Below are 21,761 nucleotides of genomic sequence, written 5' to 3'. Positions count from 1 at the left end.
TCGGACCCTCCGGTCAGTCGTACTCGTCCTCGCCGTAGGGCCTGGGGTCGGTCACCCAGCCGGCGGCGAGGACGAGCCGCGAGTGGCGGTGCAGGGCCAGGAAGCCGAAGGGGCGGTCGAAGCAGGCCTCGACCTTCGTGATCAGCCAGCGGAGTTGAGGGACTCCGGACGCGGCCATCGGCATGGCCGTCACCGCGGCGGCCTCGAAGCCCCGCGCGCCGAACCGGGCCATCGCCGACTGCCGGGCCGCCTCGACGCACAGCGGGAACGCGCTCACCCCGGGGAAGTGGCCGGGCACACGCGTGCTCGCCGTCGTCAGCCCGAACAGCCCGTGCTGCTCCAGCAGATCGTGGTTCGCCCGCACCTCGTAGGCCACCGTTCTGACCTGGAGGGTCGGCGGCGCGGGCCGCACGGAACGCTCCCGCACCACGCGCAGGCCGGGGCCCACGTCGCCGTGGGGGAGCTGAGAGCCCGGCACGACCCGGTGCCGGCCGGCCAGCAGGTCCACGCCCGCGCCGAGCACCTGACCGGGGGTCATGCCCTCCTCGCCGAGCAGGAGATGGACGTCGAGGGCGTTGTTCCCGAGCACCTTCAGCTCGGTGACATGGCCGGCAGAAGTGTCCGCCACCCCGACCCGGTCCAGCAGCTCGCTCCTCCGCTCCAGGCCCAGCACCACGCGCTCGCCCCACGGCCCGCCCTCCGGCTGCCACGGGTTCTCGCGGAAGGGGCGCAGCCACCGCGTCCGCATCGCCAGCGCACTGGCCAGGACCATCACGGTGCTCTCCGACACCTCCACCGGCATCCGCTCGATCAGCCCGCCCGTCCGCTTGGCGGCCCAGGCGTCGAGCGCCTTCCGGTCGGCGGCCCCGTCGCCCGTGAGCACCCCGCGCGCGTCCGCGGGCAACCCCGCCTCCCACCGCTCGCTCAGTTCCAGCGCCCGGCTGGTCCACATCCCGAGCGCGGCGTCCAGGCCGCGCGTCGAGCCCAGACCGGCGAGCAACTCCCGTGCGGCTCCCGCCGTCCGGTCCGCGGGCAGGCCCACCGCTTCCGCCAGCTCCGCCCGCGCCCGGCCCGCCGCGCCGTCCGCGAGGAAGGCCAGCAGCGGCCAGACCCCGGCCGCGGAGAAGACCGTGTTGTCCTCGGCGGCCCCGGCCCACCGCGCGGTCAGCGCGTTCACCGCCCGGATCGTCGCGTTTGCCACCCGCATTCCGCCCCCACCCGCACCGCGCTTACCATGCCGCGTGCGCTCAGTCGTACGTCAGTTCTGGCTTGTCCCGGCGCCGCCGGCCGAAACAGGAGCACGGTACTCGTGTCCACACCCCCGCCCCCAGGGCCCCACCAGCCGCAAGGACCGCAGGGGCCGTACGGACCGCCGGCGCCTCAAGGCCCGTACGCCCAGGGCCCGTACCCGCCGCCCTACTTCCCGTACGGCTACGGCCTCCCCGTGCCCCCTCCCGTCAACGGCGTCGCCATCGCCGCCCTGGTCCTCGGCATCCTCTGCTTCCTGCCCGCGGTGGGACTCGTCCTCGGTCTGATCGCGCTGCGGCAGATCAAGAAGAAGGGCGAGCGTGGCAAGGGGATGGCCGTGGCCGGATCCGTGCTGTCCACCCTTGGGCTCGCCCTGTGGACGGTGTCCCTGTCCACCGGCTTCGCCTCCGACGTCTGGGGCGGCCTGAAGGACGCCGCGAACGAGGACGGCACCGCCTACGCGCTCGCCAAGGGCGACTGCTTCGACTCGCCGTCCGGCTCCCTGGAGGGCGCCACCTACGACGTCGACGAGGTGTCCTGTGCCGGCCGGCACGACGGCGAGGTGTTCGCCGTGGTCAAGCTGCCCGGCGGGCGCTTCCCCGGCGACGACGAGGTGACGCGGATCGCCGAGGACAAGTGCTACACGCTGGAGGCCGAGTACGCCATGGACTCCTGGGCCGTCCCGGACGACGTGGACGTCTACTACCTGATCCCCTCCAGCCAGAGCTGGCGCTTCGGCGACCGCGAGATCACCTGCCTGTTCGGCAGCACCGACACCAAGGGCACCCTCACCGGCTCGCTGCGCAGCGACGAGCGGACGCTCGGCGCGGACCAGGTCGCCCTCCTGGAGGCGCTCAACACCGTGGACGACGTGCTGTTCGAGGAGCCGGAGGACTACCCCGAGGACGACCTGCCCGCCAACACGGACTGGGCGAAGGACGTCGAGGCGGTGCTCGGCGAGCAGGTCGAGGCGCTGCGCGGGCACACCTGGCAGGGCGAGGCCGAGCAGCCCGTCGCCGACCTGGTCGCGGACATGGAGGACGCCCGCAGGTCCTGGGCGAAGGCGGCCGCGGCCGACGACGTGGACACGTTCTACGAGCACTACGACGCCGGATACGAGTACGTCGACGGCTCCACCACCGTCACCGCCCGCAAGGCTCTGGGGCTGGCCACCACCGTGCCGTCGTACGAGGACTACGACGACGGCGGGAGCGCGGAGGCGGGCGGCGACGGCATGGATGTGTGATCGCGGCTATAGCGGGGAGAAACTGCCTGCGTAAAGCCCTCCCGGGGCACAAGTCATCACATCGAGTGATTCTCTGGCCTTTGCTTGCATGGCACAACCCACGGTTGCCAGGCTGTTGCTGTCTGTACAACCTGATGGGAGCGGCCAGTGACATTCGGTGAGCAGCCGGCGTACCTGCGCGTCGCGGGTGATCTCCGCAAGAAGATCGTCGACGGTTCGCTGCCACCGCACACCCGCCTCCCGTCCCAGGCCAGAATCCGCGAGGAGTACGGCGTCTCGGACACCGTCGCCCTGGAGGCGCGCAAGGTGCTGATGGCCGAGGGGCTGGTCGAGGGCCGCTCCGGCTCGGGGACGTATGTGCGCGAGCGGCCGGTGCCGCGCCGGATCGCCCGCTCCGGGTTCCGGCCGACGGGCGGGGCCACGCCCTTCCGTCAGGAGCAGGCCGACGGCGAGACGCGCGGCACCTGGGAGTCCAGCAGCGAGCAGGCCGAGGCCAGTGGGTCGGTCGCGGAGCGGCTCGGCATCCAGATCGGCGACCGCGTGATGTGCACGCGGTATCTCTTCCGGGAGGCCGGCGAGGCGATGATGCTCTCCACCTCCTGGGAGCCGCTCGCCGTCACCGGCCGCACCCCCGTGATGCTCCCCGAGGAGGGTCCACTGGGCGGCATGGGCGTCGTCGAGCGGATGCGCGCCATCGACGTCATCGTGGACAACGTCACCGAGGAGGTCGGCGCCCGCCCCGGTCTCGCCGAGGAACTCCTCACCCTCGGCGGGGTCCCCGGCCATGTCGTCCTGGTCATCCAGCGCACCTACTACGCCTCCGGCCGCCCGGTCGAGACCGCGGACGTGGTCATCCCGGCGGACCGCTACCGGGCCTCCTACCACCTGCCGGTGAAGTAGCGCACACAGTTCCGGGAGTTGCCCCCGTCTTCACCCCAACCAAAGCCCCGCGCCCGGGCGTTGGAATCTGGCCGTTCTCGCAGGTCGTCGCGGATGTGTGCACCATGCCGCTGACCGGACCCGTCGAGGTCAGCGCACGGCGCATTCGACGTCGTGCGCCCCCTGCGTCCTGGCCGGTTGCGTACCTCTTTGTGAAAAGCCGTATTCGCTGCGTAAAGGTTAGGCGTAGGCTCGGGCATATGCGGATTGCGGTTTCCTTAGCGGGCGGGGTACGGCACGGGCCGCGAACGGGCCCTGTGCGAGCCGGGGCGGGAAGGGGCGGTGGGGCGCGATGAACGACGGCACGATCACTCTCCCCTGGCTCGTCATACGGCAGGACGACAACGGCAATCGCTACCGCGTCGGCCGCTACGCGACCCGGGCCGAGGCCCAGAAGATCGCCGACAGCCTCGACAACCGCGGACACAAGCAGCTGTACTGGGTCGAGCGGATCGGCGCGAACGGCACGGCCACCTCGAACTGAGGCCGCCGCCGGGTCCCGTAGGCTCCGGCGCATGACGGAACGGATCGTGGTGGTGGGAGCGGCCCTCCTCGCGGACGGACGCCTGCTCGCCGCCCGCCGCAGCGCCCCCGCGGAACTGGCCGGGCGCTGGGAGCTGCCCGGCGGCAAGGTGGAACCGGGCGAGGAGCCGGAGGCGGCCCTCGTCCGGGAGCTGCGCGAGGAACTCGGCGTGGACGCGGAGGCGGGCGACCGGATCCCGGGCGAATGGCCGCTCAGGGCGCCCTACGTCCTCCAGGTCTGGACGGCCCGCCTGCGCCCCGGTTCCCCCGACCCCAAGCCCCTCGAAGACCATGACGACCTGCGCTGGCTTGCGCCGGACGAGATCTGGGACGTGAACTGGCTGGACCAGGACGTGCCGGCGGTCCGGGAGGTCGTTGCCGCGCAACGGCCGCGCCGTCCGGGCTCGTAGGCGCCCCCTCTTTGCGCCATTCGTGCCACTGTGCGCCCACCCAGGCGGTACTGCCCCCCTGATATCGGGTATGTGCCCATTAACCCCACGAAAAAGGACAGTCCGTGGGCTCGTGGCCTGGGAAGTGATCGGCGTGATCGACACCGAAGGCGACTGCGCCGAGTGGACCTTCTCCGCGGAGCCGGGCGCCGTACGTGCCGCCCGCGCCGCGGTCCGCGGCCGACTGCACGACTGGAACCTCGACAGCCTCGCCGATATCGCGACCCTGCTGGTCAGCGAACTGGTCACCAACGCCCAGCGGCATGCCACCGGCCCCATCGGCGTCCGCCTCGTCCGTCCCGCCCGCCTCGGTGACGTCCTGCTGGTCGAGGTCTCCGACCCGCTGCCCGACCCGCCCCGCGAGCGCGTAGCCCACCCCGAGGACGAGAACGGCCGCGGCCTCCAGCTCGTGGCCCACTCCTCGCGCCGCTGGGGCACCCGCCCGGGCACCGCGGGCAAGACGGTCTGGTTCGAGCTCACCGTGCCCTGAGGGCGCCGATCCGGCTGTACGCGGACCCCGGCCCTGTCCAGCGAATGGTTCAGGCCACTGGCAGTTGTCGGAGTGCGTGATTCGACTGCGTGTTGGCTGGTTAGAAGACTGGAAGTGTTTCCGTGGTCCGGTCCAAAAACGATCGGGAACGTGCTGTGATCGTGAACACCGTGTTGTGCGGCGCCGTAGTGCTGGATACTGCGGGCAGCCGCCGCCGGTGACCGGTGCCGGACGCGGTGAGCTGGAGGGGACGGTTCGCGTGAGCGAGATACCAGCGAAGGCCACGGAGTCCGAGGACCCGTCGGGCGGCGCGAGGACGGGCGCCGCGGCTGCCGCCGTGGCGGACGCGACGGCTGCCTCCGGTGATACGGCGACCGTCTCCGGCGACCGGCCGTCCGTCGACGTCATGTGGCAGAGCAGCCCGCCCGGCTCCATGTACGACTACATCCGCGTCGCGTCCTTCTCCATCGGCCCCGACGGGCTCGTCGACCAGTGGAGCCTGCGCGCCGAGCAGCTCTTCGGCATCCCCGCCGGGCGCGCCGTCGGCATGGACCCCATCGAGGCGTTCATCGACCCCGACCGGCGCGAGCAGGGCCACCGCAAGATGGCCGAGATCCTCGACGGCCGGGAGTGGACCGGCGTGGTCCCCTTCCGCAAGCCGGACGGCGAGACCGGCGGACGCGGTGACGAGGCGCTCGCCGAGGTCTACGTCATGCCGACGCGGACCGAGGACGGCGAGAAGGCCGCCGTCTGCATCGTCGTCGACGTCCGTACACTGCGCGGGATCGAGACCGACCTCGCCGCCGCTCAGGCGATATTCGGTCAATCTCCCTTCGGCTTCCTGCTGATCGACACCGAGCTCCGGGTGCGCCGCGCCAACCAGCGGTTCGCCACCGTGTTCGGCGGCACGCCCGACGACCACCGCGGCCGCGGCGTGCACGACTATCTGCCCAGGCCCGAGGCGGAGCGGATCACCGCGACCCTGCGCCGGGTCCTGGAGACCGGCGACTCCATCACGGACATGCATGTCACCGGCTTCGTGCCGGACTCCGCCGAGCGCCGCCACTGGTCGATCAACCTCTACCGGGTGCACAGCGGCTCCGGCCGCCCCATCGGCATCGCCTGGCTCGGAACCGACATCACCGCCCGTCGCGCCGCCGCCCGCGAGGCCGCCGCCGCACGGCGCAATCTCGCCCTTCTCAACGAGGCCGGCGCCCGCATCGGCAACTCCCTCGACCTGGAGACGACGGCCCGCGAACTCCTCGACGTCGTCGTCCCCGGCTTCTGCGACCTGGCCACCGTCGACCTCTACCAGGGCCTCCTGGCCGGCGACGAGACCCCGCCGGGCCTCGCCGACGGCAGCGCGGAACTGCGCCGCGTCGCCTTCGCCAGCGCGGTCTCCGACGTGCCCTTCGTCGGGGGAGGCGCACCCGTCGCCGTCGGCGCGGTCCACCACTTCCCCTTCAACTCGCCCTGCGCGGACGCCCTGCGCACGGCCCGCCCGCAGTACATCCCGGCCGAGGAGGGCGGCCTCGTGCAGTCCACGCTGGCCGTGCCGATGGTCGCCCACGACACCGTCGTGGGACTGGCGCAGTTCTCCCGGACCAAGGGCAGCGAGCTGTTCGGGGACCGGGACCGGGATCTGGCCGTGGAGCTGGCGGCGCGGGCGGCGGTGTGCATCGACAACGCGCGCCTGTACCGCAGGGAGCACGAGCGGGCGCTGATACTGCAACGGTCGTTGCTGCCGCCGGGGGACCCCGTGGCCTCCGGACTGGACATCGCCTGCCGCTATCTGCCGGGGAACTCCTCCGCCGACCGGCCGAGCGAGGTGGGCGGCGACTGGTTCGACGTCATCGAACTGCCGGGCCACCGTACGGCGTTGGTGGTCGGCGATGTGATGGGCCGCGGTCTGCGCGCGGCGGTGGCGATGGGTGAACTGCGGTCCGCCGTCCGCACGCTGGCCCTGCTGGACCTCGAACCGGCCGAAGTCCTGTCGGCGTTGGACGAGATCGCCCGCGGCCTCGGCGCGCCCGGCGGTGTCCAGCAGGCCACCAGGGCGGCCCGCCGCCCCCGCGAGGCCGATCTGTCCGAGGTGTACCTGGCCACCTGTGTCTACGCGGTATACGACTCCGTCACCCGCCGCTGCACCTTCGCCAACGCCGGCCATCTGCCCCCCGTACTCGTCGAACCCGGCGAGGACGCGCTGATGCTCGACGTGCCGCCGGGCATGCCGCTCGGCGTCGGCGGCGAGCCCTTCGAGGAGGTGGAGGTCGAACTCCCCGAAGGCGCCCTTCTCGCGCTCTACACGGATGGACTGGTCGAATCCCGCGACCACCCCCTGGACGAGGGCCTCCAGGCGTTCGTAGGAGCGCTCACCGACCCCACCCGCCCGCTGGAGGACGTCTGCGACCACGTCCTCAACACCCTGGACACGCACCATGGCGAGGACGACATCGCCCTGCTGATGGCCCGCGTCCAGGGCCTGCCCGTCGACTCCGTCGGCGACTGGACGCTGCCGCGTGAGCCGCGCAGCGTGGGCCGCGCCCGTGAGTACGCCCGCGGCCGGCTGCTCGGCTGGGACCTGGAGCCCCTCGTCGACACGACGGAACTCCTGGTCAGCGAACTGGTGACGAACGCGCTGCGCTACGGCGAGGGCGAGATCAGACTCCGGCTCCTGCTGGACCGCACCCTGGTGTGCGAGGTCTGGGACGCCGGGCTGGTCCAGCCGCGCCGCCGCCGCGCCCGCGACACCGACGAGGGCGGCCGAGGCCTGCAACTGGTCGGCCTCCTCAGCGCGGCCTGGGGCTCCCGCCGCACCCCCCGCGGAAAGACCGTGTGGTTCGAACTCCCGCTGCCCGACGGCGAGACGGGGCTCACCGATCCGGCGGAGGCGCTGCTGAGCCTGTTCTGAGGTCGCCTTCGCGCCGGGCGCGGGAGTACGGTCCGCCGAAGCTCGCCGGCGCTCCGCCGTCCAGGAGGATCCCGCCGAGGGCGGCACCCGACAGCGGATGCCCGTGCAGGCGTACGTCCTGCTCGGCGAGGTCCCGGGCCCGCCGGCCCAGGGTGTCGGCCGTCCGCAGGTCGGCGAGGACGGGGGAGCCGAGCAGCCGCTGCGCCTCCGCGAGCAGGACCCGCGCCGGGCCGCCGACCGCTCCCCGGTGCGTGGCGATGCAGTCGTCCGCCGCGGCCGTGGCACTCCGGGCGACCAGCGACGCGGCGGCCCCCACCACCCCGGCCCGCCCGCCGGCGAGCGGCGCGACCCCCTCCACGATCCGCCGCAGCGCACCGAGCGGATCGTAGGGCCCACCGGTCACCTCTTCCCGTACGGCGGCCAAGGCGGCGTCCGCGTGCGCGATCCGGGCGTGCAGCTCGCCCACGGGCACATCCCCGCGCGGCTCCCGCGCCCCGGCGATCTCCGCCTCCGCGCCGGTCAGCGCCGGTGCCACGAGGTCCGCTGCCGCCGCCAGTTCGACGGCGAGGCGGTCGATCCCGTCGACGAGTACGGCGGCCTGGGCGACGGCACCCTCGGCGGCGCGCAGACTGCCGATCGCGCGTTCCGTCTCGCCGCGGTCGGCGCTCTGCCGGGACTGGTTGAGCCGGGAGGTGGCGAACACGAGCCGGTCCTTGGCCTGTTCGACGTACCCGGTCACCCCGGCGACGGCGGACGGACCGTAGCGCTTGCCGAGATCGACGAGGCTCGCGTCCGCGCCGCCCGTGCGCGCGGCCGACTCACGGAACCAGGTCTCGGCGACCCCCAGGGCCTCGCCCACGCCCCCCTCAAGCCCCCGCAGTTGATCGAACCCGGCGGCCTCCGCGTCCAGCCGCCGCCCCACCTCCTCGCAGCGGCCGACGATCCCGGCGAGCGCGTGCCGACGGCTGCTGTCGTCCTCCGGGACGCCGTTGTCGTAGCGCCGCCGTATGTGGAAGGCGGCGGCCAGCTCGGCCTCCGCGTCCCGTACGGCCCGCGCCCAGGGTGCGACGGCGTCGGTGCCGGAGAGGGCCTCGGTGAAGGAGAGCTCCTCGCGGCTGGTGCGCACCCAGTCGTCCGCCTCGACCAGCAGGGCCACGGACCGTTCGTCGAGTTCACCGGGCGCCGGACCGGGCACCCGGACGGGGGCTCCGCCGGGCGTCGTCCGGCTCCGGGCCCGGCGGGTGCGGCGCACGTACCCGTACCCGGCGACGGCCACCGCCGCGACCCCCGCGACGAGCGGCAGTACCAGGTCGGCGGCGGACGTGTCGTCCTCCTCCTGAGCGGCGGCGCTCGCGACCGGCCCGTCCCCGGTGACCGCAACCGGATCATCGACACGGGACGTCATTCCCGGCAGCATCAGCCACACCACAGCGGCCAGGACACCCAGCACGGCATGCCCCACCCGCACGGATATGGGGGAGCCGACCCGTCGGGGCCGTCCCCGGAACATGGATGACGTCACATTTCGGAGCGTATGAGCCGGAATGCCGCGGCGCGACCGGGATGGGCCCGGGGTGGGGCCGAGGGAACAGAGCGAGAGATGAGGGAACGGACAGGATGAACAGCCCGGGGCAGGAGAAGACGCCAGAGGCACCCGCAGCCGCCGACGGCGAGGACGCCCCACAGGGGCCACCCGCACCCGACGACGAAGGCAGCACGGATGGTGCGGGTGGGAACACTCCCGCCGCAGGCGAAGCCGAGGCGACCCCCCGCTCACACCCTTGGCGGCGCTGGGCCGTCCGTACCGCCCTCGCCGCCGCCCTGGTCGTCCTCCTCCCCACCCTCACCGCCGCCCTGGCCCTCCGCCTCAACTACACCGGCGACCCGAAGGACGGCACCTACACCAGGAACCGCGACGCGATCTGGCTCGGTCACGCCTGGGTCGACGGCCGCAAACGCGACGCCGACGTCACGGCTCTCGCCCGCCGCCTGAAGACGACCGGCATCCGCGACCTCTATGTCCACGCCGGCCCGCTGAGCCACGACGGCACGCTTCCCGCCGCCAAGTACCCGAGGGCCCGCTGGTTCCTCAAGGCCATGCACCGCGAGGCCCCCGGAATCCGCGTCCAGGCCTGGCTGGGCGACAAGCTCGCCAGCGAGGGCCCGAACGGACTGCACCTGGAGAACCCCACCACCCGCGAAGCCGTCGTCACCTCCACCCGTCAGATCCTCGACGTCGGCTTCGACGGCGCCCACTTCGACCTCGAACCCCTGCACTCCGGCGACCAGGACTACCTCACCCTCCTCGACGCCCTCCGCAAGGTGACCCGCGCGCACGACGTCCCCCTCTCCGTCGCCGCCCACCAGATAGACCCGCTGCCCGCCCTGCACTCCGTCGCCGGCTTCCTCACCGGCCACCCCAAGTGGTGGTCGCAGGAGTTCTTCGGCCAGGTCGCCCGCCGCGTCGACCAGATCGCCGTCATGTCCTACGACACGGCCATGCCGCTGGAGAGCCTGTACGGCGGCTATGTCGCCCAGCAGACCTCCCTGGCCCTGGAGGTCACCCCGCAGGGCACCGATCTGCTGATGGGCCTGCCCTTCTTCCACGAGAGCGACATCGGCCACCACGAGTCCGCCGAGACCGTCTCCGCCGCGGTCCGCGGCACCCGCCTCGGCCTGTCCCGCACCGACCCCGACCGGGAACGCTTCGGAGTGGCGCTCTACGTGGACTTCGCCGCCAGGGAGGCGGACTGGACGGCGTACCGCGAGGGCTGGGTGCCGTAGCCGTCCTGTCGCTCAGACGTCATGCGTGCTTCGCCTGAACGGGGGTTTCCGTTTGTTGTGAACTGGCTGTGAGCGCCACTACCGTCCACGGATGCGAGCGCTACTCACCAACAAAGCCGCCAGGCGAGCTTTGCGCCCGATCGTCGAGCTGATCGACAAGCGCATCGAACGCCAGGTCCGCCGCCACCTCCAGGTCGCCTCGAAGGACTCCCTCCAACAGGAGCTGAAGACGCTGCGCAACCGCCAGCGCCCCCTGGAGCTGTTCTTCGACGGCACCGGCCGCGGCGCCTCCCGGCTGCCCTCCGCACCTCACCTGAACCGCACGATCCGCGAGCTGACACAGGTGAGCGGGGACAAGGAAGGCGCCGAGCGCACTGTCGCCCAGGCCTTCCGGCTGCTCATCGCCATGGAGGCGCTCGGCGTCGGCCGGATCGCCGGCGGCACCATGAACATCTGCGGCAAGCTCTCCGCCGTACCCCTGCTCGACCCGCCGAACGACGAGATCCTCGAAATCGGCACGCTCTACGGCATGTTCGGCGCCGCCCTGATCCGGATGATGGAGCGCGCCGGCCGCGACCCGCGGCTGACCATCGTCGACCCGCTCGCCGGCACCCAGCTCCAGCCCGGCGCCACCATGGGCACCGACGCCTCCGGCACCCCCGTGCGCGAGGCCGCCGTCCGCACCAACCTGGCGCTGGCGGGCGCGGCCGGCGCCGCCACCCGCATCCAGCAGGGCTTCTCCGAGGACCCCGAGGTACGCGCCCTGGTCGCCGACCGGTCCTACGGCGTCGTCATCGTCGACGGCGACCACTCCGCCGCGGGTGTCGCGGCCGACCTGGAGTGGGCGGAGCAGATCGTCGCGCCCGGCGGCATCGTCGTACTCGACGACTTCGGGCACCCCAAGTGGCCGGGCATCAAGGAGGCGTTCGAGAAGCACATGACCACCGAGACCCGCTTCACCTTCCTGGGCCAGGTGGCGCACTCGGGTTATCTGCGCGCCGCCTCCTGATCCGGTCGCCGAGCCACACCAGCGGGTCGTACTTGCGGTCCACGGCCCGCTCCTTCAGCGGGATCAGCGCATTGTCGGTGATCTTGATGCCTTCGGGGCAGACCTCCGTGCAGCACTTGGTGATGTTGCAGTAGCCGAGGCCGTGTTCGTCCTGGGCGGTGCTCTTGCGGTCCAGGCCGGCCCCGGCGGCGGCGTCCAGCGGGTGCATGTCCAGCTCCGCCACCCGCATCAGGAACCGCGGCCCGGCGAAGGCCTGCTTGTTCTCCTCGTGGTCGCGGACCACATGGCAGGTGTCCTGGCACAGGAAGCACTCGATGCACTTGCGGAACTCCTGCGAGCGGTCCACGTCCTCCTGCATCATCCGGTACTCGCCCGGAGCGAGCCCCTCCGGCGGTACGAACGCCGGGACCTCGCGCGCTTTCCGGTAGTTGAACCCGACGTCCGTGACCAGGTCCCGGACGACCGGGAAGGCGCGCAGCGGAGTGACGGTGATCGTCTCCTCGCGGGTGAACACCGACATGCGCGTCATGCACATCAGCCGGGGCCGCCCGTTGATCTCCGCCGAGCACGAACCGCACTTGCCCGCCTTGCAGTTCCAGCGCACGGCGAGATCGGGCGCCTGGGTGGCCTGGAGCCGGTGGATGATGTCGAGGACGACCTCGCCGTCGTTGACCTCGACCTCGAAGTCCTTGAGGCCGCCGCCGTCGACGTCACCCCGCCACACCTTGAAGCGGGCCTCGTAGCTGCTCACTCGTAGAGCTCCTCTTCGGCGAGGTACTTGACCAGCTCCTCCTTGTCGAAGAGGGCGAGCAGGTCCGGGCGGATGGGGTCGGTGGTCTCACGGGTGAGGTTGATCTGGCCGCGCACCGGGTCGGTGGCCGCAAGACCGCCGGTGGGGTCGGCCAGTTCGCACAGCAGGTTGATGTTGCGCCACTTGCGGTCCATCGTCGGATGGTCCTCGCGGGTGTGGCCGCCGCGCGACTCCGTGCGCTCCAGGGCCGCCCGAGCCACGCACTCGCTGACCAGCAGCATGTTCCTGAGGTCCAGGGCGAGATGCCAGCCCGGGTTGAACTGCCGGTGCCCCTCCACCCCCGCCCGGCGCGCCCGTTCCCGCAGCTCGGCCAGCTTCTCCAGGGCCTGCGCCATCTCGCCCTCGCGGCGGATGATGCCGACGAGGTCGTTCATGGTGTGCTGGAGTTCCTGGTGGAGGGTGTACGGGTTCTCCGGCGTCGCCCCCTCCTCGGGGCCCTCCGCCGAGAACGGCCGCAGCGCCTCCGCCGCCGCCGAGTCGACCTGGGCGTCGGCCACCTCGGGCCGCTCGAAGGCGAGGGCCGCCGTGTACTCGGCGGCGTGCCAGCCCGCCCGGCGCCCGAACACCAGCAGGTCGGACAGGGAGTTCCCGCCGAGCCGGTTGGAGCCGTGCATACCGCCGGCCACCTCGCCGGCCGCGAACAGCCCCGGCACCCCGCGCGCCGCCGCCGTGTCCGAGTCGACCGCGATGCCGCCCATGACGTAGTGGCAGGTCGGCCCGACCTCCATCGCCTCCGCCGTGATGTCGACGTCCGCCAGCTCCTTGAACTGGTGGTACATGGAGGGCAGCCGGCGCTTGATGACCTCGGCGGGCATCCGCGTGGACACATCGAGGAAGACCCCGCCGTGCGGGGAGCCGCGGCCCGCCTTCACCTCGGCGTTGATCGCGCGGGCGACCTCGTCGCGGGGGAGCAGCTCAGGGGGGCGCCGGTTGTTGTCGGGGTCGTCGTACCAGCGGTCGCCCTCCTCCTCGGACTCGGCGTACTTCTCCTTGAAGACGTCCGGGACGTAGTCGAACATGAACCGCTGGCCCTCGGAGTTGCGCAGCACCCCGCCGTCACCGCGGACGGACTCGGTGACGAGGATGCCCTTCACCGACGGCGGCCAGACCATGCCGGTCGGATGGAACTGCACGAACTCCATGTTCAGCAGGGGCGCCCCGGCGAGCAGCGCCAGCGCGTGCCCGTCGCCGGTGTACTCCCACGAGTTCGACGTCACCTTGAAGGACTTGCCGATGCCACCGGTCGCGATCACCACGGCGGGCGCTTCGAGGACGAAGAAACGGCCGGTCTCACGGTCGTAGGCGAAGACACCGGAGACTCGGCCCGCGGCGGAGCCGCTGGTGGATGCTGTGTCCTTGAGCACGCGCGTGACCGTGCACTCCTGGAAGACCTTCAGCCGTGACTCGTAGTCGCCGGTCTCCTTCATGTCCTGCTGCTGGAGCGAGACGATCTTCTGCTGGAGGGTGCGGATCAGTTCGAGTCCGGTCCGGTCGCCGACGTGCGCCAGGCGCGGGTACTCGTGGCCGCCGAAGTTGCGCTGGGAGATCCGGCCGTCCTTCGTACGGTCGAACAGGGCGCCCCAGGTCTCCAGCTCCCACACCCGGTCCGGGGCCTCCCGCGCGTGCAGTTCGGACATCCGCCACTGGTTGAGGAACTTCCCGCCGCGCATGGTGTCGCGGAAGTGGACCTGCCAGTTGTCGTGCTCGTTGACGTTGGCCATCGCGGCCGCGATGCCGCCCTCGGCCATCACGGTGTGCGCCTTGCCGAACAGCGACTTGCAGATCACCGCCGTACGGGCGCCGCGTTCGCGGGCCTCGATCGCCGCCCGCAGCCCGGCGCCACCGGCGCCGACCACGACAACGTCCCACTCCTGGCGGTCGACCACGGACATCAGAACAACCTCGGATCGTCGAAGGCACCGGACGCGACGAGATACACGTAGAAGTCGGCGAGCGCCACGCTCACCAACGACGACCAGGCAAGCAGCATGTGACGGGCGTTCAGCTTCCCCACGAACTGCCAGGCCTTGTACCGCACGGGATGCTTGGAGAAGTGCTTGAGCTTGCCGCCGACGATGTGCCGGCAGGAGTGGCAGGACAGGGTGTACGCCCAGATCAGCACGATGTTGACCAGGAAGACGAGGGTGCCCAGGCCCATGTGGCCCCAGTCGTAGTCCTCGTCGCGGAAGGCGAGCACGGTGTCGTAGGTGAGGATGCCGGCGACCGGGATCGCGGCGTAGAAGAAGTACCGGTGGATGTTCTGCAGGATCAGCGGGAAGCGGGTCTCACCGGTGTACTTCTTGTGCGGCTCGGCGACCGCGCAGGCCGGCGGGGAGGCCCAGAAGCCCCGGTAGTAGGCCTTGCGGTAGTAGTAGCAGGTCAGCCGGAAGCCGAGCGGGAAGATCAGGATGATGATCGCCGGGGAGATGCCCCACCAGCTGCCGAAGATCTCCCAGTTGGGGCCCGCCTCCATCGGCTCGCAGTTCTCCGCCAGACAGGGGGAGTAGAACGGCGAGACGTAGGGCGCGGCGTAGTAGTCGGCGTTCGCGAAGGCCCGCCAGGTCGAGTAGACGATGAACGCGAGCAGACCGGCCGCGGTGGCGGCGGGCGCCAGCCACCAGCGGTCGGTCCGCAGGTGCGGGGCGGCGATCGCGGCACGCGTGGCGGTGCGTACGCCGCCGCCCGGGGGATGGGGTTCTGTGGATGGGGGTTCCGTACCAGTGGCCAACGTTTGACTCCGGTCGGGTTCGGGTTCGGGTTCGGGTTCAGGGGGCGTGCCGGTCCCGGGCGCCGAGACCCTCGTCATCCGTGTCGATCCACAGAGAGTCGTCGTACGGGGTGTCGGGGATGGTCACGAGGTCGGGGCGCTTGGGCGCCGCGGGGGCGGAGGCCGCCGCACGCAGCAGGGCCACGCTCTCGCGCAGGTGATCGCAGTCGGTGCGGACGCGGCGGACGTCCAGCCCGCCACTGCCCAGTTGCTGCTCCAGCCGGCTCACCGACCTGCTGAGGTCGTCGAGGCACCGCTGGACTGATGTCAGGTCGTCGTTCACGGACATGACGTGACCTCACTTCCGTCGGCCGTGCGGCCGTGGGTGGCAACGTTCATGCGCCTGCGAGTGTTGCGCGTCACACCTGTCGCTGTGAAGGGACGTGCACCGATTGGCCGAGGCGCGTGGGTGCATCCCGCGGTGCGTTGCGCCGCACGGGTGGGGTTCCCGGCGTCCCTCGCCGTGTCGCCGCCCGTTGCCGAACCCTTTCCTCTTCAGTGGCCGCATAGATGTGATCAGCTCCATATACCGCCAAAAGTGATCATAACGCCCGCGGCTCCCGGAGGTAAGCAGAGATGTCCTACGACGGCCCCGGACCGCGCGCGGTGATGCGTTCGGTCGTTTTCCTTGCCGCGAGCGCGCTCGCGGTGCCCGCACTGGCCGGCTGCGGCTCCGAGGACCAGGCGGGCAAGCCCCTCGCCGAGCAGGACATCGCGCCCGCCGCCCGCTCCCTGGTCGCCGACGGCGGCACCCTGCGCTGGGCCGTGGACGCCGTACCGGAGACCCTGAACACCTTCCAGGCGGACGCCGACGCGACCACCACCCGCGTCGCCCAGGCCGTGCTGCCGTCGATGTACCGGCTGGACGAGTACGGGCGGCCGGAGATCAACCCCGACTACCTGGAGTCCGCGAAGGTCGTCGAGACCGAGCCCCGGCAGGTCGTGCTGTACAAGCTCAACCAGCAGGCCGTCTGGAGCGACGGCCGCGAGATCGGTGCCGCCGACTTCGCCGCCCAGTGGCGCGCCCTGTCCGGCAAGGACAGCGCCTACTGGACCGCGCGCAACGCCGGCTACGACCGCATCGAGCGGATCGAGCGCGGCGCCAACGACCTGGAGGTCAAGGTCACCTTCGGCCGCCCCTACGCCGACTGGCGCTCGCTGTTCTCGCCGCTGTACCCGAAGGACGTCATGGGCACCCCGGACTCCTTCAACGACGGGGCCCGGCGCAAGCTCAAGGTCACCGCGGGCCCCTTCGCGGTGCGGAAGATCGACCGCAAGGACGACGAGATCACCCTCGCCCGCAACCCGCGCTGGTGGGGCCACCAGGCCAAGCTGTCCGAGATCGTGCTGAAGGCCGTCCCGCGCGACGAGCGGGCCGCCGCCCTCGCCGCCGGGAAGCTCGACCTGGCCGAGATCGACCCGGAGACGGTCCAGCGCATCGGGCTCGCCGCCCGCGCCAAGGGCGCGAGCGCCCCGCTCCAGGGCAGTTCGCCGCTGTACGGCCCCGGCAGCGAGGTGACCGCCGCGGACGCCCTGCACTCCTGGGCCGTCGCCAAGGGCTCCGACGAGGAAGCCGCGGACGAGGAGATCAGCGCACGCAAGAAGCAGCGCAAGGCGGTCACCAAGTACGAGCGTCAGCAGCAGGCCCTCCAGGGCTTCGAGGTCCGCCGCTCCCTTGAGCCCGCCTACACCCAGCTCGCCCTCAACGGCGCCGACGGCCCGCTCGCCGACGAGCGCGTCCGCCGGGCCGTCGCCCGCGCCCTGGACCGCGAGGAGCTCGCCGGGCTCGTCCTGAAGCCGCTGGGGCTGCCCGCCGAGCCCGTCGGCAGCCATCTCGCGCTCTCCGGCCAGGCCGCGTACGCCGACAACAGCGGCGCGCTCGGCGGCCAGGACACGGCGGAGGCGCAGGCGCTGCTGGCGGACGCCGGGTGGGAGCTCGGCGGTCCGCTGAAGGAGACGAAGAAGGGGGAGAAGGCGGCCGGGTCGACGGGGAAGAAGTCCAAGGCGGCCGGGAAGGAGTCGGCCGGCGGCGACGACGGCACGTACATCGTCGGCCAGGACGACAAGGCACCAGCCGAGGCCCCCCGCGAGGCCGACCGGGAGAAGAAGAAGCACGGCCTGAAGCAGGGCGGGGCGCCGGGCGCCTACGCCCCCAAGGGGACCGCCGCCCCCGCGGGCGCCGCGGCCGGGGCGCTGGCCAAGGACGGCAAGCCGCTCACGCTCCGCTTCGTGCTGCCCTCCGGCCCCGGCTCGGAGACGCTGCGGACGGTCGCGGAACGCATCCGGCGCATGCTGGACCGGGTGGGCATCCGCACCGAGCTGTCGAAGGTGGCGGACGAGAGCTACTTCAAGGACCACGTCGCGTCCGGCGAGTACGACCTGGCGCTGTACTCCTGGCCCGCCTCCGCCTTCCCGGCGACCGACGCCCGCCCGATCTACGCCAAGCCGGTCCCGGCGGCGGACGGCTCCCTGAACGTCGAGCAGAACTACACCCGTGTCGGCACCGACCAGGTCGACCAGCTCTTCGACCAGGCGATCTCCACGCTGGACGAGGGCGAGAGCAAGGGCCTGATCCGCAAGGCCGACTCCCGCATCTGGGCGGCCGCCGGCTCCATCCCCCTCTACCAGCGCCCGCAGCTCACCGCGGCGAAGAAGAATCTCGCCAACGCGGGCGCCTTCGGCTTCCAGACGCCGGTCTACGAGGACATGGGCTTCCTGAAGAAGGGCGCGCGGCCGGGGGCGGCGGGGCCGACGAAGAAGTAGGGTGCGGGACCTTCGGACGGGGTGGGTTCAGCACCCTTAAACCCACCCCAACCTGCACAAACGTATCCCGGCGCGCTCTTGCACCCCGGGCCCCGTACCATGGGGTGAGGCCGTGGCGTGTCCAGCCCGGCAGGGCCCGCGTAACACAGACGTACGCGAGAGCCGTCCTCACCACTCCGGGAGAACGCCGCAATATGGCCACGCGCCACGACATCCGCAACGTCGCCATCGTCGCCCACGTCGACCACGGCAAGACCACCATCGTCGACGGCATGCTGAAGCAGGCCGGTGCCTTCGCCGCCCACCAGCTCGACTCCGTCGACGACCGCATGATGGACTCGAACGACCTGGAGCGTGAGAAGGGCATCACGATCCTCGCCAAGAACACGGCGGTCAAGTACCACCCGAAGGACGGCGGGGAACCGATCACGATCAACATCATCGACACCCCCGGCCACGCCGACTTCGGCGGCGAGGTCGAGCGCGGTCTGTCGATGGTCGACGGTGTCGTGCTGCTCGTCGACGCCTCCGAGGGTCCGCTCCCGCAGACCCGCTTCGTGCTGCGCAAGGCGCTCCAGCAGCGCCTGCCCGTCATCCTGTGCATCAACAAGACGGACCGCCCGGACTCCAGGATCGACGAGGTCGTCAACGAGACGTACGACCTCTTCCTGGACCTGGACGCGGACGAGGACCAGATCGAGTTCCCGATCGTCTACGCCTGCGGCCGTGACGGCGTCGCCTCGCTGACCAAGCCGGAGGACGGGACCGTTCCCGCGGACTCCACCAACCTGGAGCCGTTCTTCTCGACGATCCTGGAGCACATCCCGGCCCCGACCTACGACGAGGCCGCCCCGCTCCAGGCCCACGTCACCAACCTGGACGCCGACAACTTCCTCGGCCGTATCGCGCTGCTCCGGGTCGAGCAGGGCGAGCTCCGCAAGGGCCAGACCGTCACGTGGATCAAGCGCGACGGCACCATGTCCAACGTCCGCATCACCGAGCTGCTGATGACCGAGGCGCTCACCCGCAAGCCCGCCGAGGTGGCCGGCCCCGGTGACATCTGTGCCGTCGCCGGTATCCCGGACATCATGATCGGTGAGACCCTCGCGGACACCGAGAACCCGATCGCCCTCCCGCTGATCACGGTCGACGAGCCGGCGATCTCCATGGTCATCGGTACGAACACCTCGCCGCTGGTCGGCCGTGGCGCCACCGGCAAGGGCGCGGACGCCAAGGCCGTGGTCAAGGACCGCAAGGTCACCGCCCGTCAGGTCAAGGACCGCCTGGACCGCGAGCTGATCGGTAACGTCTCCCTCCGCGTGCTCGACACCGAGCGCCCGGACGCCTGGGAGGTCCAGGGCCGTGGTGAGCTCGCGCTCGCCATCCTGGTCGAGCAGATGCGCCGCGAGGGCTTCGAGCTGACCATCGGCAAGCCCCAGGTGGTCACCAAGGAGATCGACGGCAAGGTCCACGAGCCCGTCGAGCGCATGACCATCGACGTGCCCGAGGAGCACATGGGCGCGGTCACGCAGCTCATGGGCGTCCGCAAGGGCCGGATGGACAACATGTCCAACCACGGCTCCGGCTGGGTCCGCATGGAGTTCGTCGTGCCCTCGCGCGGTCTGATCGGATTCCGGACGGAGTTCCTGACCCAGACCCGCGGCACCGGCATCGGCCACTCGATCCACGAGGGCTTCGAGCCCTGGTTCGGCACGCTCCAGACCCGTAACAACGGCTCGCTGGTCGCCGACCGCTCCGGTGCCGTCACGGCGTTCGCGATGACGAACCTCCAGGAGCGCGGTGTGCTGTTCACCGACCCCGGCACCGAGGTGTACGAGGGCATGATCGTCGGCGAGAACTCGCGCTCCGACGACATGGACGTGAACATCACCAAGGAGAAGAAGCTGACGAACATGCGGTCGTCCTCGGCCGACTCGTTCGAGGCGATCGTCCCGCCGCGGAAGCTCTCGTTGGAGCAGTCCCTGGAGTTCTGCCGTGACGACGAGTGCGTCGAGGTGACCCCGGAGGCCGTTCGCATCCGCAAGGTCGTGCTCGACCAGCGTGACCGCGCCCGCACCGCGAGCCGCGCCAAGCACGGCTGATCTTCCGGCACTTGAGCCCGGGTCCCCCCGATCATGGGGGGATCCGGGCTTTTTGCAACCCGTTTTTTGACCCCCTCCTGTCCGAAATGCGGGGATGCTCGCCCGATAGCCATGTAACACGTCCGTTTCGCGGCTTCTCCGGGCGAACGCTTTGTCCAGATTTTGGAAGGTCTACGCGCCAGCTGTGACTGAATTGAGATTTAAAGACAGTGGTCGGTAGTTGGCACATGGCAGATAGTTAGCCGCGTAGCGCTCGGGTCAATGGGTCTCGCGCTGTGGGGACAGCGCCGGCTCACGAGCACCAGGGGGTGTCTGACCCTCCGTCAGGGGTGTCGGAGGAAAGACACGTACCCCCTCTTGTCGGTGAACGCGTTGAGTCACGAGGAGGAACCCATGTGCGGTGTCACACGCACCAGGTGGGTCATGCCGTCCGATTTCGTCGATCGACCGTCCGCGTCGGGCAGTTGCCGCTGAGGCAGTCGACGGCGGGCTAGCGCCGCCGTTCAACTACGCGCGTCCGGCTGCGGATTTCCCGCGTGCCCCGGGGTGCCCCGACGTTTCTCCATGATCCGATCTGCGATCCCGCATACCCTGCGCCGGTCGCGAGTTCGGCACACCCACACCTGTGAAACGGACGAACTGTGACAAGTCCTATCGACATTGAGGGCGGCGGAGGTTCGGTCGTCGTCGACGGCGAACCAGGGCCGAAAGCAAATCCGGAGGAGGCCAAGAAGCTGGAGGGCCGCTCTCCCGGCCAACTGGCGTGGACCCGCTTCAAACGCGACCGCGTGGGCGTCATCTGCGCCTGGGTCGTGCTCGGTTACTTCGTGATCTCCCTACTGGCTCCCCTGATCGCCAAGCTGTACGGCAAGAACCCGTACACGCTCTACGGCCAGGATCCCGAGTACGCGACCGAGAACCCCATCCTGGACGAGTTCGGCCTGCCGCTGGGCTACTTCGGCGGGATCTCCGGCGAGCACTGGTTCGGCGTCGAGCCGCAGTTCGGACGCGATGTCTTCACCATGCTGCTGTACGGCATCCGCACCTCGCTGTACATGGCGCTCGGCGTCACCACGCTGCTGATGCTGACCGGCGTCACCGTCGGCCTGATCGGCGGCTACTTCGGCGGCCGTACCGACTACTGGCTGGGCCGGGTCACCGACTTCTTCCTCTCCTTCCCTCAGCAGCTGTTCTTCATCGCCTTCATGCCGGTGGTGACCGCGTTCTTCGTGGACCCGCGCGAGGAGACGCCCACCTACTTCCGGGCGCTGGCCATCCTGATCGTGCTGTGGCTGCTGGGCTGGATGAGCATGGCCCGCCTGGTGCGTTCGACTGTGCTGTCCCTGCGGGAGAGAGAGTTCGTCGAGGCCGCCAAGGTGGCCGGCGCCTCGCCCTGGCGGATCGTCCGCAAGGAGATCCTGCCGAACGTGGTCTCGCCGATCCTGGTGCAGTTCACCTACCAGCTGCCCAGCACCATTCTCACCATCGCGTTCCTCTCCTTCGCGGGCGTCGGCTTCGTCGAACCGACCCCGGACTGGGGACGCATGTTCGCCACCGGCGCCGATGTCGCCGAGCAGGACCCGGCGTTCATGTTCTTCCCCGGCGTCGCGCTGGTGACCTTCGTCCTGTGCTTCAACCTCCTCGGAGACTCCGTACGGGACGCGTTGGACCCCAAGTCCGGGCGGTGATTCACGTCCGAGGGCGGGTGGGGGCTGCCACC

17 protein-coding genes are annotated in these 21,761 nt (G+C 70.9%); 11 read left to right on the top strand and 6 right to left on the bottom strand.

The annotated features are described in order from the left end of the window. Positions 1-13: 13 nt before the first annotated feature. Positions 14-1,207, bottom strand: coding sequence for a serpin family protein (locus AB0Q90_RS35170; RefSeq protein ID WP_363161860.1), 1,194 nt, complete (start codon positions 1,205-1,207; stop codon positions 14-16). Between the two features lie 102 nt (positions 1,208-1,309). Here AB0Q90_RS35170 and AB0Q90_RS35165 point away from each other — a divergent pair, with 102 nt between their 5' ends. From AB0Q90_RS35165 to AB0Q90_RS35140, 6 genes are all read left to right on the top strand, one after another. Next, the gene (locus tag AB0Q90_RS35165) at positions 1,310-2,494 is read left to right on the top strand and encodes a DUF4190 domain-containing protein (protein ID WP_363161859.1); all 1,185 of its coding nucleotides are present in this window, start codon (positions 1,310-1,312) and stop codon (positions 2,492-2,494) included. 147 nt (positions 2,495-2,641) lie between these two features. Then, complete coding sequence (locus tag AB0Q90_RS35160) at positions 2,642-3,394, top strand: GntR family transcriptional regulator (protein WP_363161858.1); 753 nt, start codon at positions 2,642-2,644, stop codon at positions 3,392-3,394. A gap of 331 nt (positions 3,395-3,725) precedes the next feature. Further along, positions 3,726-3,917, top strand: a complete 192-nt coding sequence (locus AB0Q90_RS35155) for an SPOR domain-containing protein (protein WP_363161857.1) — start codon at positions 3,726-3,728, stop codon at positions 3,915-3,917. A 31-nt stretch (positions 3,918-3,948) separates the two neighbouring features. Continuing rightward, complete coding sequence (locus tag AB0Q90_RS35150; protein WP_363161856.1) at positions 3,949-4,365, top strand: (deoxy)nucleoside triphosphate pyrophosphohydrolase; 417 nt, start codon at positions 3,949-3,951, stop codon at positions 4,363-4,365. Positions 4,366-4,435: 70 nt separating this feature from the next. Next, complete coding sequence (locus tag AB0Q90_RS35145) at positions 4,436-4,894, top strand: ATP-binding protein (protein WP_363161855.1); 459 nt, start codon at positions 4,436-4,438, stop codon at positions 4,892-4,894. A gap of 259 nt (positions 4,895-5,153) precedes the next feature. Beyond that, positions 5,154-7,805, top strand: coding sequence for a SpoIIE family protein phosphatase (locus tag AB0Q90_RS35140; RefSeq protein WP_363161854.1), 2,652 nt, complete (start codon positions 5,154-5,156; stop codon positions 7,803-7,805). Here the strand turns inward: AB0Q90_RS35140 and AB0Q90_RS35135 are convergent. Beyond that, complete coding sequence (locus AB0Q90_RS35135; protein ID WP_363161892.1) at positions 7,768-9,315, bottom strand: hypothetical protein; 1,548 nt, start codon at positions 9,313-9,315, stop codon at positions 7,768-7,770. The genes AB0Q90_RS35140 and AB0Q90_RS35135 overlap by 38 nt on opposite strands. A gap of 107 nt (positions 9,316-9,422) precedes the next feature. On the opposite strand from AB0Q90_RS35135, the gene AB0Q90_RS35130 reads away from it, so the two are divergent. Together AB0Q90_RS35130 and AB0Q90_RS35125 are read left to right on the top strand one after the other, a co-directional pair. Beyond that, the gene (locus tag AB0Q90_RS35130) at positions 9,423-10,589 is read left to right on the top strand and encodes a hypothetical protein (protein ID WP_363161853.1); all 1,167 of its coding nucleotides are present in this window, start codon (positions 9,423-9,425) and stop codon (positions 10,587-10,589) included. A 91-nt stretch (positions 10,590-10,680) separates the two neighbouring features. Then, positions 10,681-11,598 carry a class I SAM-dependent methyltransferase gene (locus AB0Q90_RS35125; protein WP_363161852.1) on the top strand — a complete coding sequence of 306 codons (918 nt, stop codon included), beginning with the start codon at positions 10,681-10,683 and terminating at the stop codon, positions 11,596-11,598. Here AB0Q90_RS35125 and AB0Q90_RS35120 read toward each other — a convergent pair. The 4 genes from AB0Q90_RS35120 to AB0Q90_RS35105 are packed head-to-tail and all read right to left on the bottom strand — an operon-like array spanning position 11,546 to position 15,465. Further along, positions 11,546-12,349, bottom strand: coding sequence for a succinate dehydrogenase/fumarate reductase iron-sulfur subunit (locus AB0Q90_RS35120; protein WP_363161851.1), 804 nt, complete (start codon positions 12,347-12,349; stop codon positions 11,546-11,548). The genes AB0Q90_RS35125 and AB0Q90_RS35120 overlap by 53 nt on opposite strands. Beyond that, the gene (locus AB0Q90_RS35115; RefSeq protein WP_363161850.1) at positions 12,346-14,301 is read right to left on the bottom strand and encodes a fumarate reductase/succinate dehydrogenase flavoprotein subunit; all 1,956 of its coding nucleotides are present in this window, start codon (positions 14,299-14,301) and stop codon (positions 12,346-12,348) included. The genes AB0Q90_RS35120 and AB0Q90_RS35115 overlap by 4 nt, the downstream gene beginning before the upstream one ends. Then, entirely contained in the window at positions 14,301-15,137 is an 837-nt protein-coding gene (locus tag AB0Q90_RS35110; RefSeq protein ID WP_363161849.1) for a hypothetical protein, read from the bottom strand. Before AB0Q90_RS35110 ends, AB0Q90_RS35115 begins: the two co-directional genes overlap by 1 nt. A 37-nt stretch (positions 15,138-15,174) precedes the next feature. Then, the gene (locus AB0Q90_RS35105; RefSeq protein ID WP_363161848.1) at positions 15,175-15,465 is read right to left on the bottom strand and encodes a hypothetical protein; all 291 of its coding nucleotides are present in this window, start codon (positions 15,463-15,465) and stop codon (positions 15,175-15,177) included. A gap of 287 nt (positions 15,466-15,752) precedes the next feature. Here AB0Q90_RS35105 and AB0Q90_RS35100 point away from each other — a divergent pair, with 287 nt between their 5' ends. The 3 genes from AB0Q90_RS35100 to AB0Q90_RS35090 all read left to right on the top strand — a co-directional run bounded on the left by AB0Q90_RS35100 (position 15,753) and on the right by AB0Q90_RS35090 (position 21,729). Next, entirely contained in the window at positions 15,753-17,939 is a 2,187-nt protein-coding gene (locus AB0Q90_RS35100) for an ABC transporter family substrate-binding protein (RefSeq protein WP_363161847.1), read from the top strand. A 194-nt stretch (positions 17,940-18,133) separates the two neighbouring features. Then, complete coding sequence (gene typA, locus AB0Q90_RS35095; protein ID WP_363161846.1) at positions 18,134-20,041, top strand: translational GTPase TypA; 1,908 nt, start codon at positions 18,134-18,136, stop codon at positions 20,039-20,041. Positions 20,042-20,682: 641 nt separating this feature from the next. Further along, a complete protein-coding gene (locus tag AB0Q90_RS35090; protein ID WP_363161845.1) occupies positions 20,683-21,729 on the top strand; it encodes an ABC transporter permease in 1,047 nt (348 codons plus the stop codon). Positions 21,730-21,761: the final 32 nt, after the last annotated feature.

Origin of the sequence: Streptomyces sp. NPDC079141, from assembly GCF_040686775.1 — a bacterium.
In the GTDB taxonomy this organism is placed as follows: Bacteria; Actinomycetota; Actinomycetes; order Streptomycetales; family Streptomycetaceae; genus Streptomyces.
The sequence above is the reverse complement of the archived record's forward strand: the minus strand, read 5'-3'. Positions and strand labels throughout refer to the sequence as shown.

Coding starts and splice junctions, on each gene's coding strand:
- AB0Q90_RS35130 (WP_363161853.1), top strand. CDS start 9,423: ATGAACAGCCCGGGGCAGGAGAAGACGCCAGAGGCACCCGCAGCCGCC.
- AB0Q90_RS35155 (WP_363161857.1), top strand. CDS start 3,726: ATGAACGACGGCACGATCACTCTCCCCTGGCTCGTCATACGGCAGGAC.
- AB0Q90_RS35135 (WP_363161892.1), bottom strand. CDS start 9,315: ATGTTCCGGGGACGGCCCCGACGGGTCGGCTCCCCCATATCCGTGCGG.
- AB0Q90_RS35115 (WP_363161850.1), bottom strand. CDS start 14,301: ATGTCCGTGGTCGACCGCCAGGAGTGGGACGTTGTCGTGGTCGGCGCC.
- AB0Q90_RS35125 (WP_363161852.1), top strand. CDS start 10,681: ATGCGAGCGCTACTCACCAACAAAGCCGCCAGGCGAGCTTTGCGCCCG.
- AB0Q90_RS35145 (WP_363161855.1), top strand. CDS start 4,436: ATGTGCCCATTAACCCCACGAAAAAGGACAGTCCGTGGGCTCGTGGCC.
- AB0Q90_RS35100 (WP_363161847.1), top strand. CDS start 15,753: ATGTCCTACGACGGCCCCGGACCGCGCGCGGTGATGCGTTCGGTCGTT.
- typA (WP_363161846.1), top strand. CDS start 18,134: ATGGCCACGCGCCACGACATCCGCAACGTCGCCATCGTCGCCCACGTC.
- AB0Q90_RS35105 (WP_363161848.1), bottom strand. CDS start 15,465: ATGTCCGTGAACGACGACCTGACATCAGTCCAGCGGTGCCTCGACGAC.
- AB0Q90_RS35150 (WP_363161856.1), top strand. CDS start 3,949: ATGACGGAACGGATCGTGGTGGTGGGAGCGGCCCTCCTCGCGGACGGA.
- AB0Q90_RS35170 (WP_363161860.1), bottom strand. CDS start 1,207: ATGCGGGTGGCAAACGCGACGATCCGGGCGGTGAACGCGCTGACCGCG.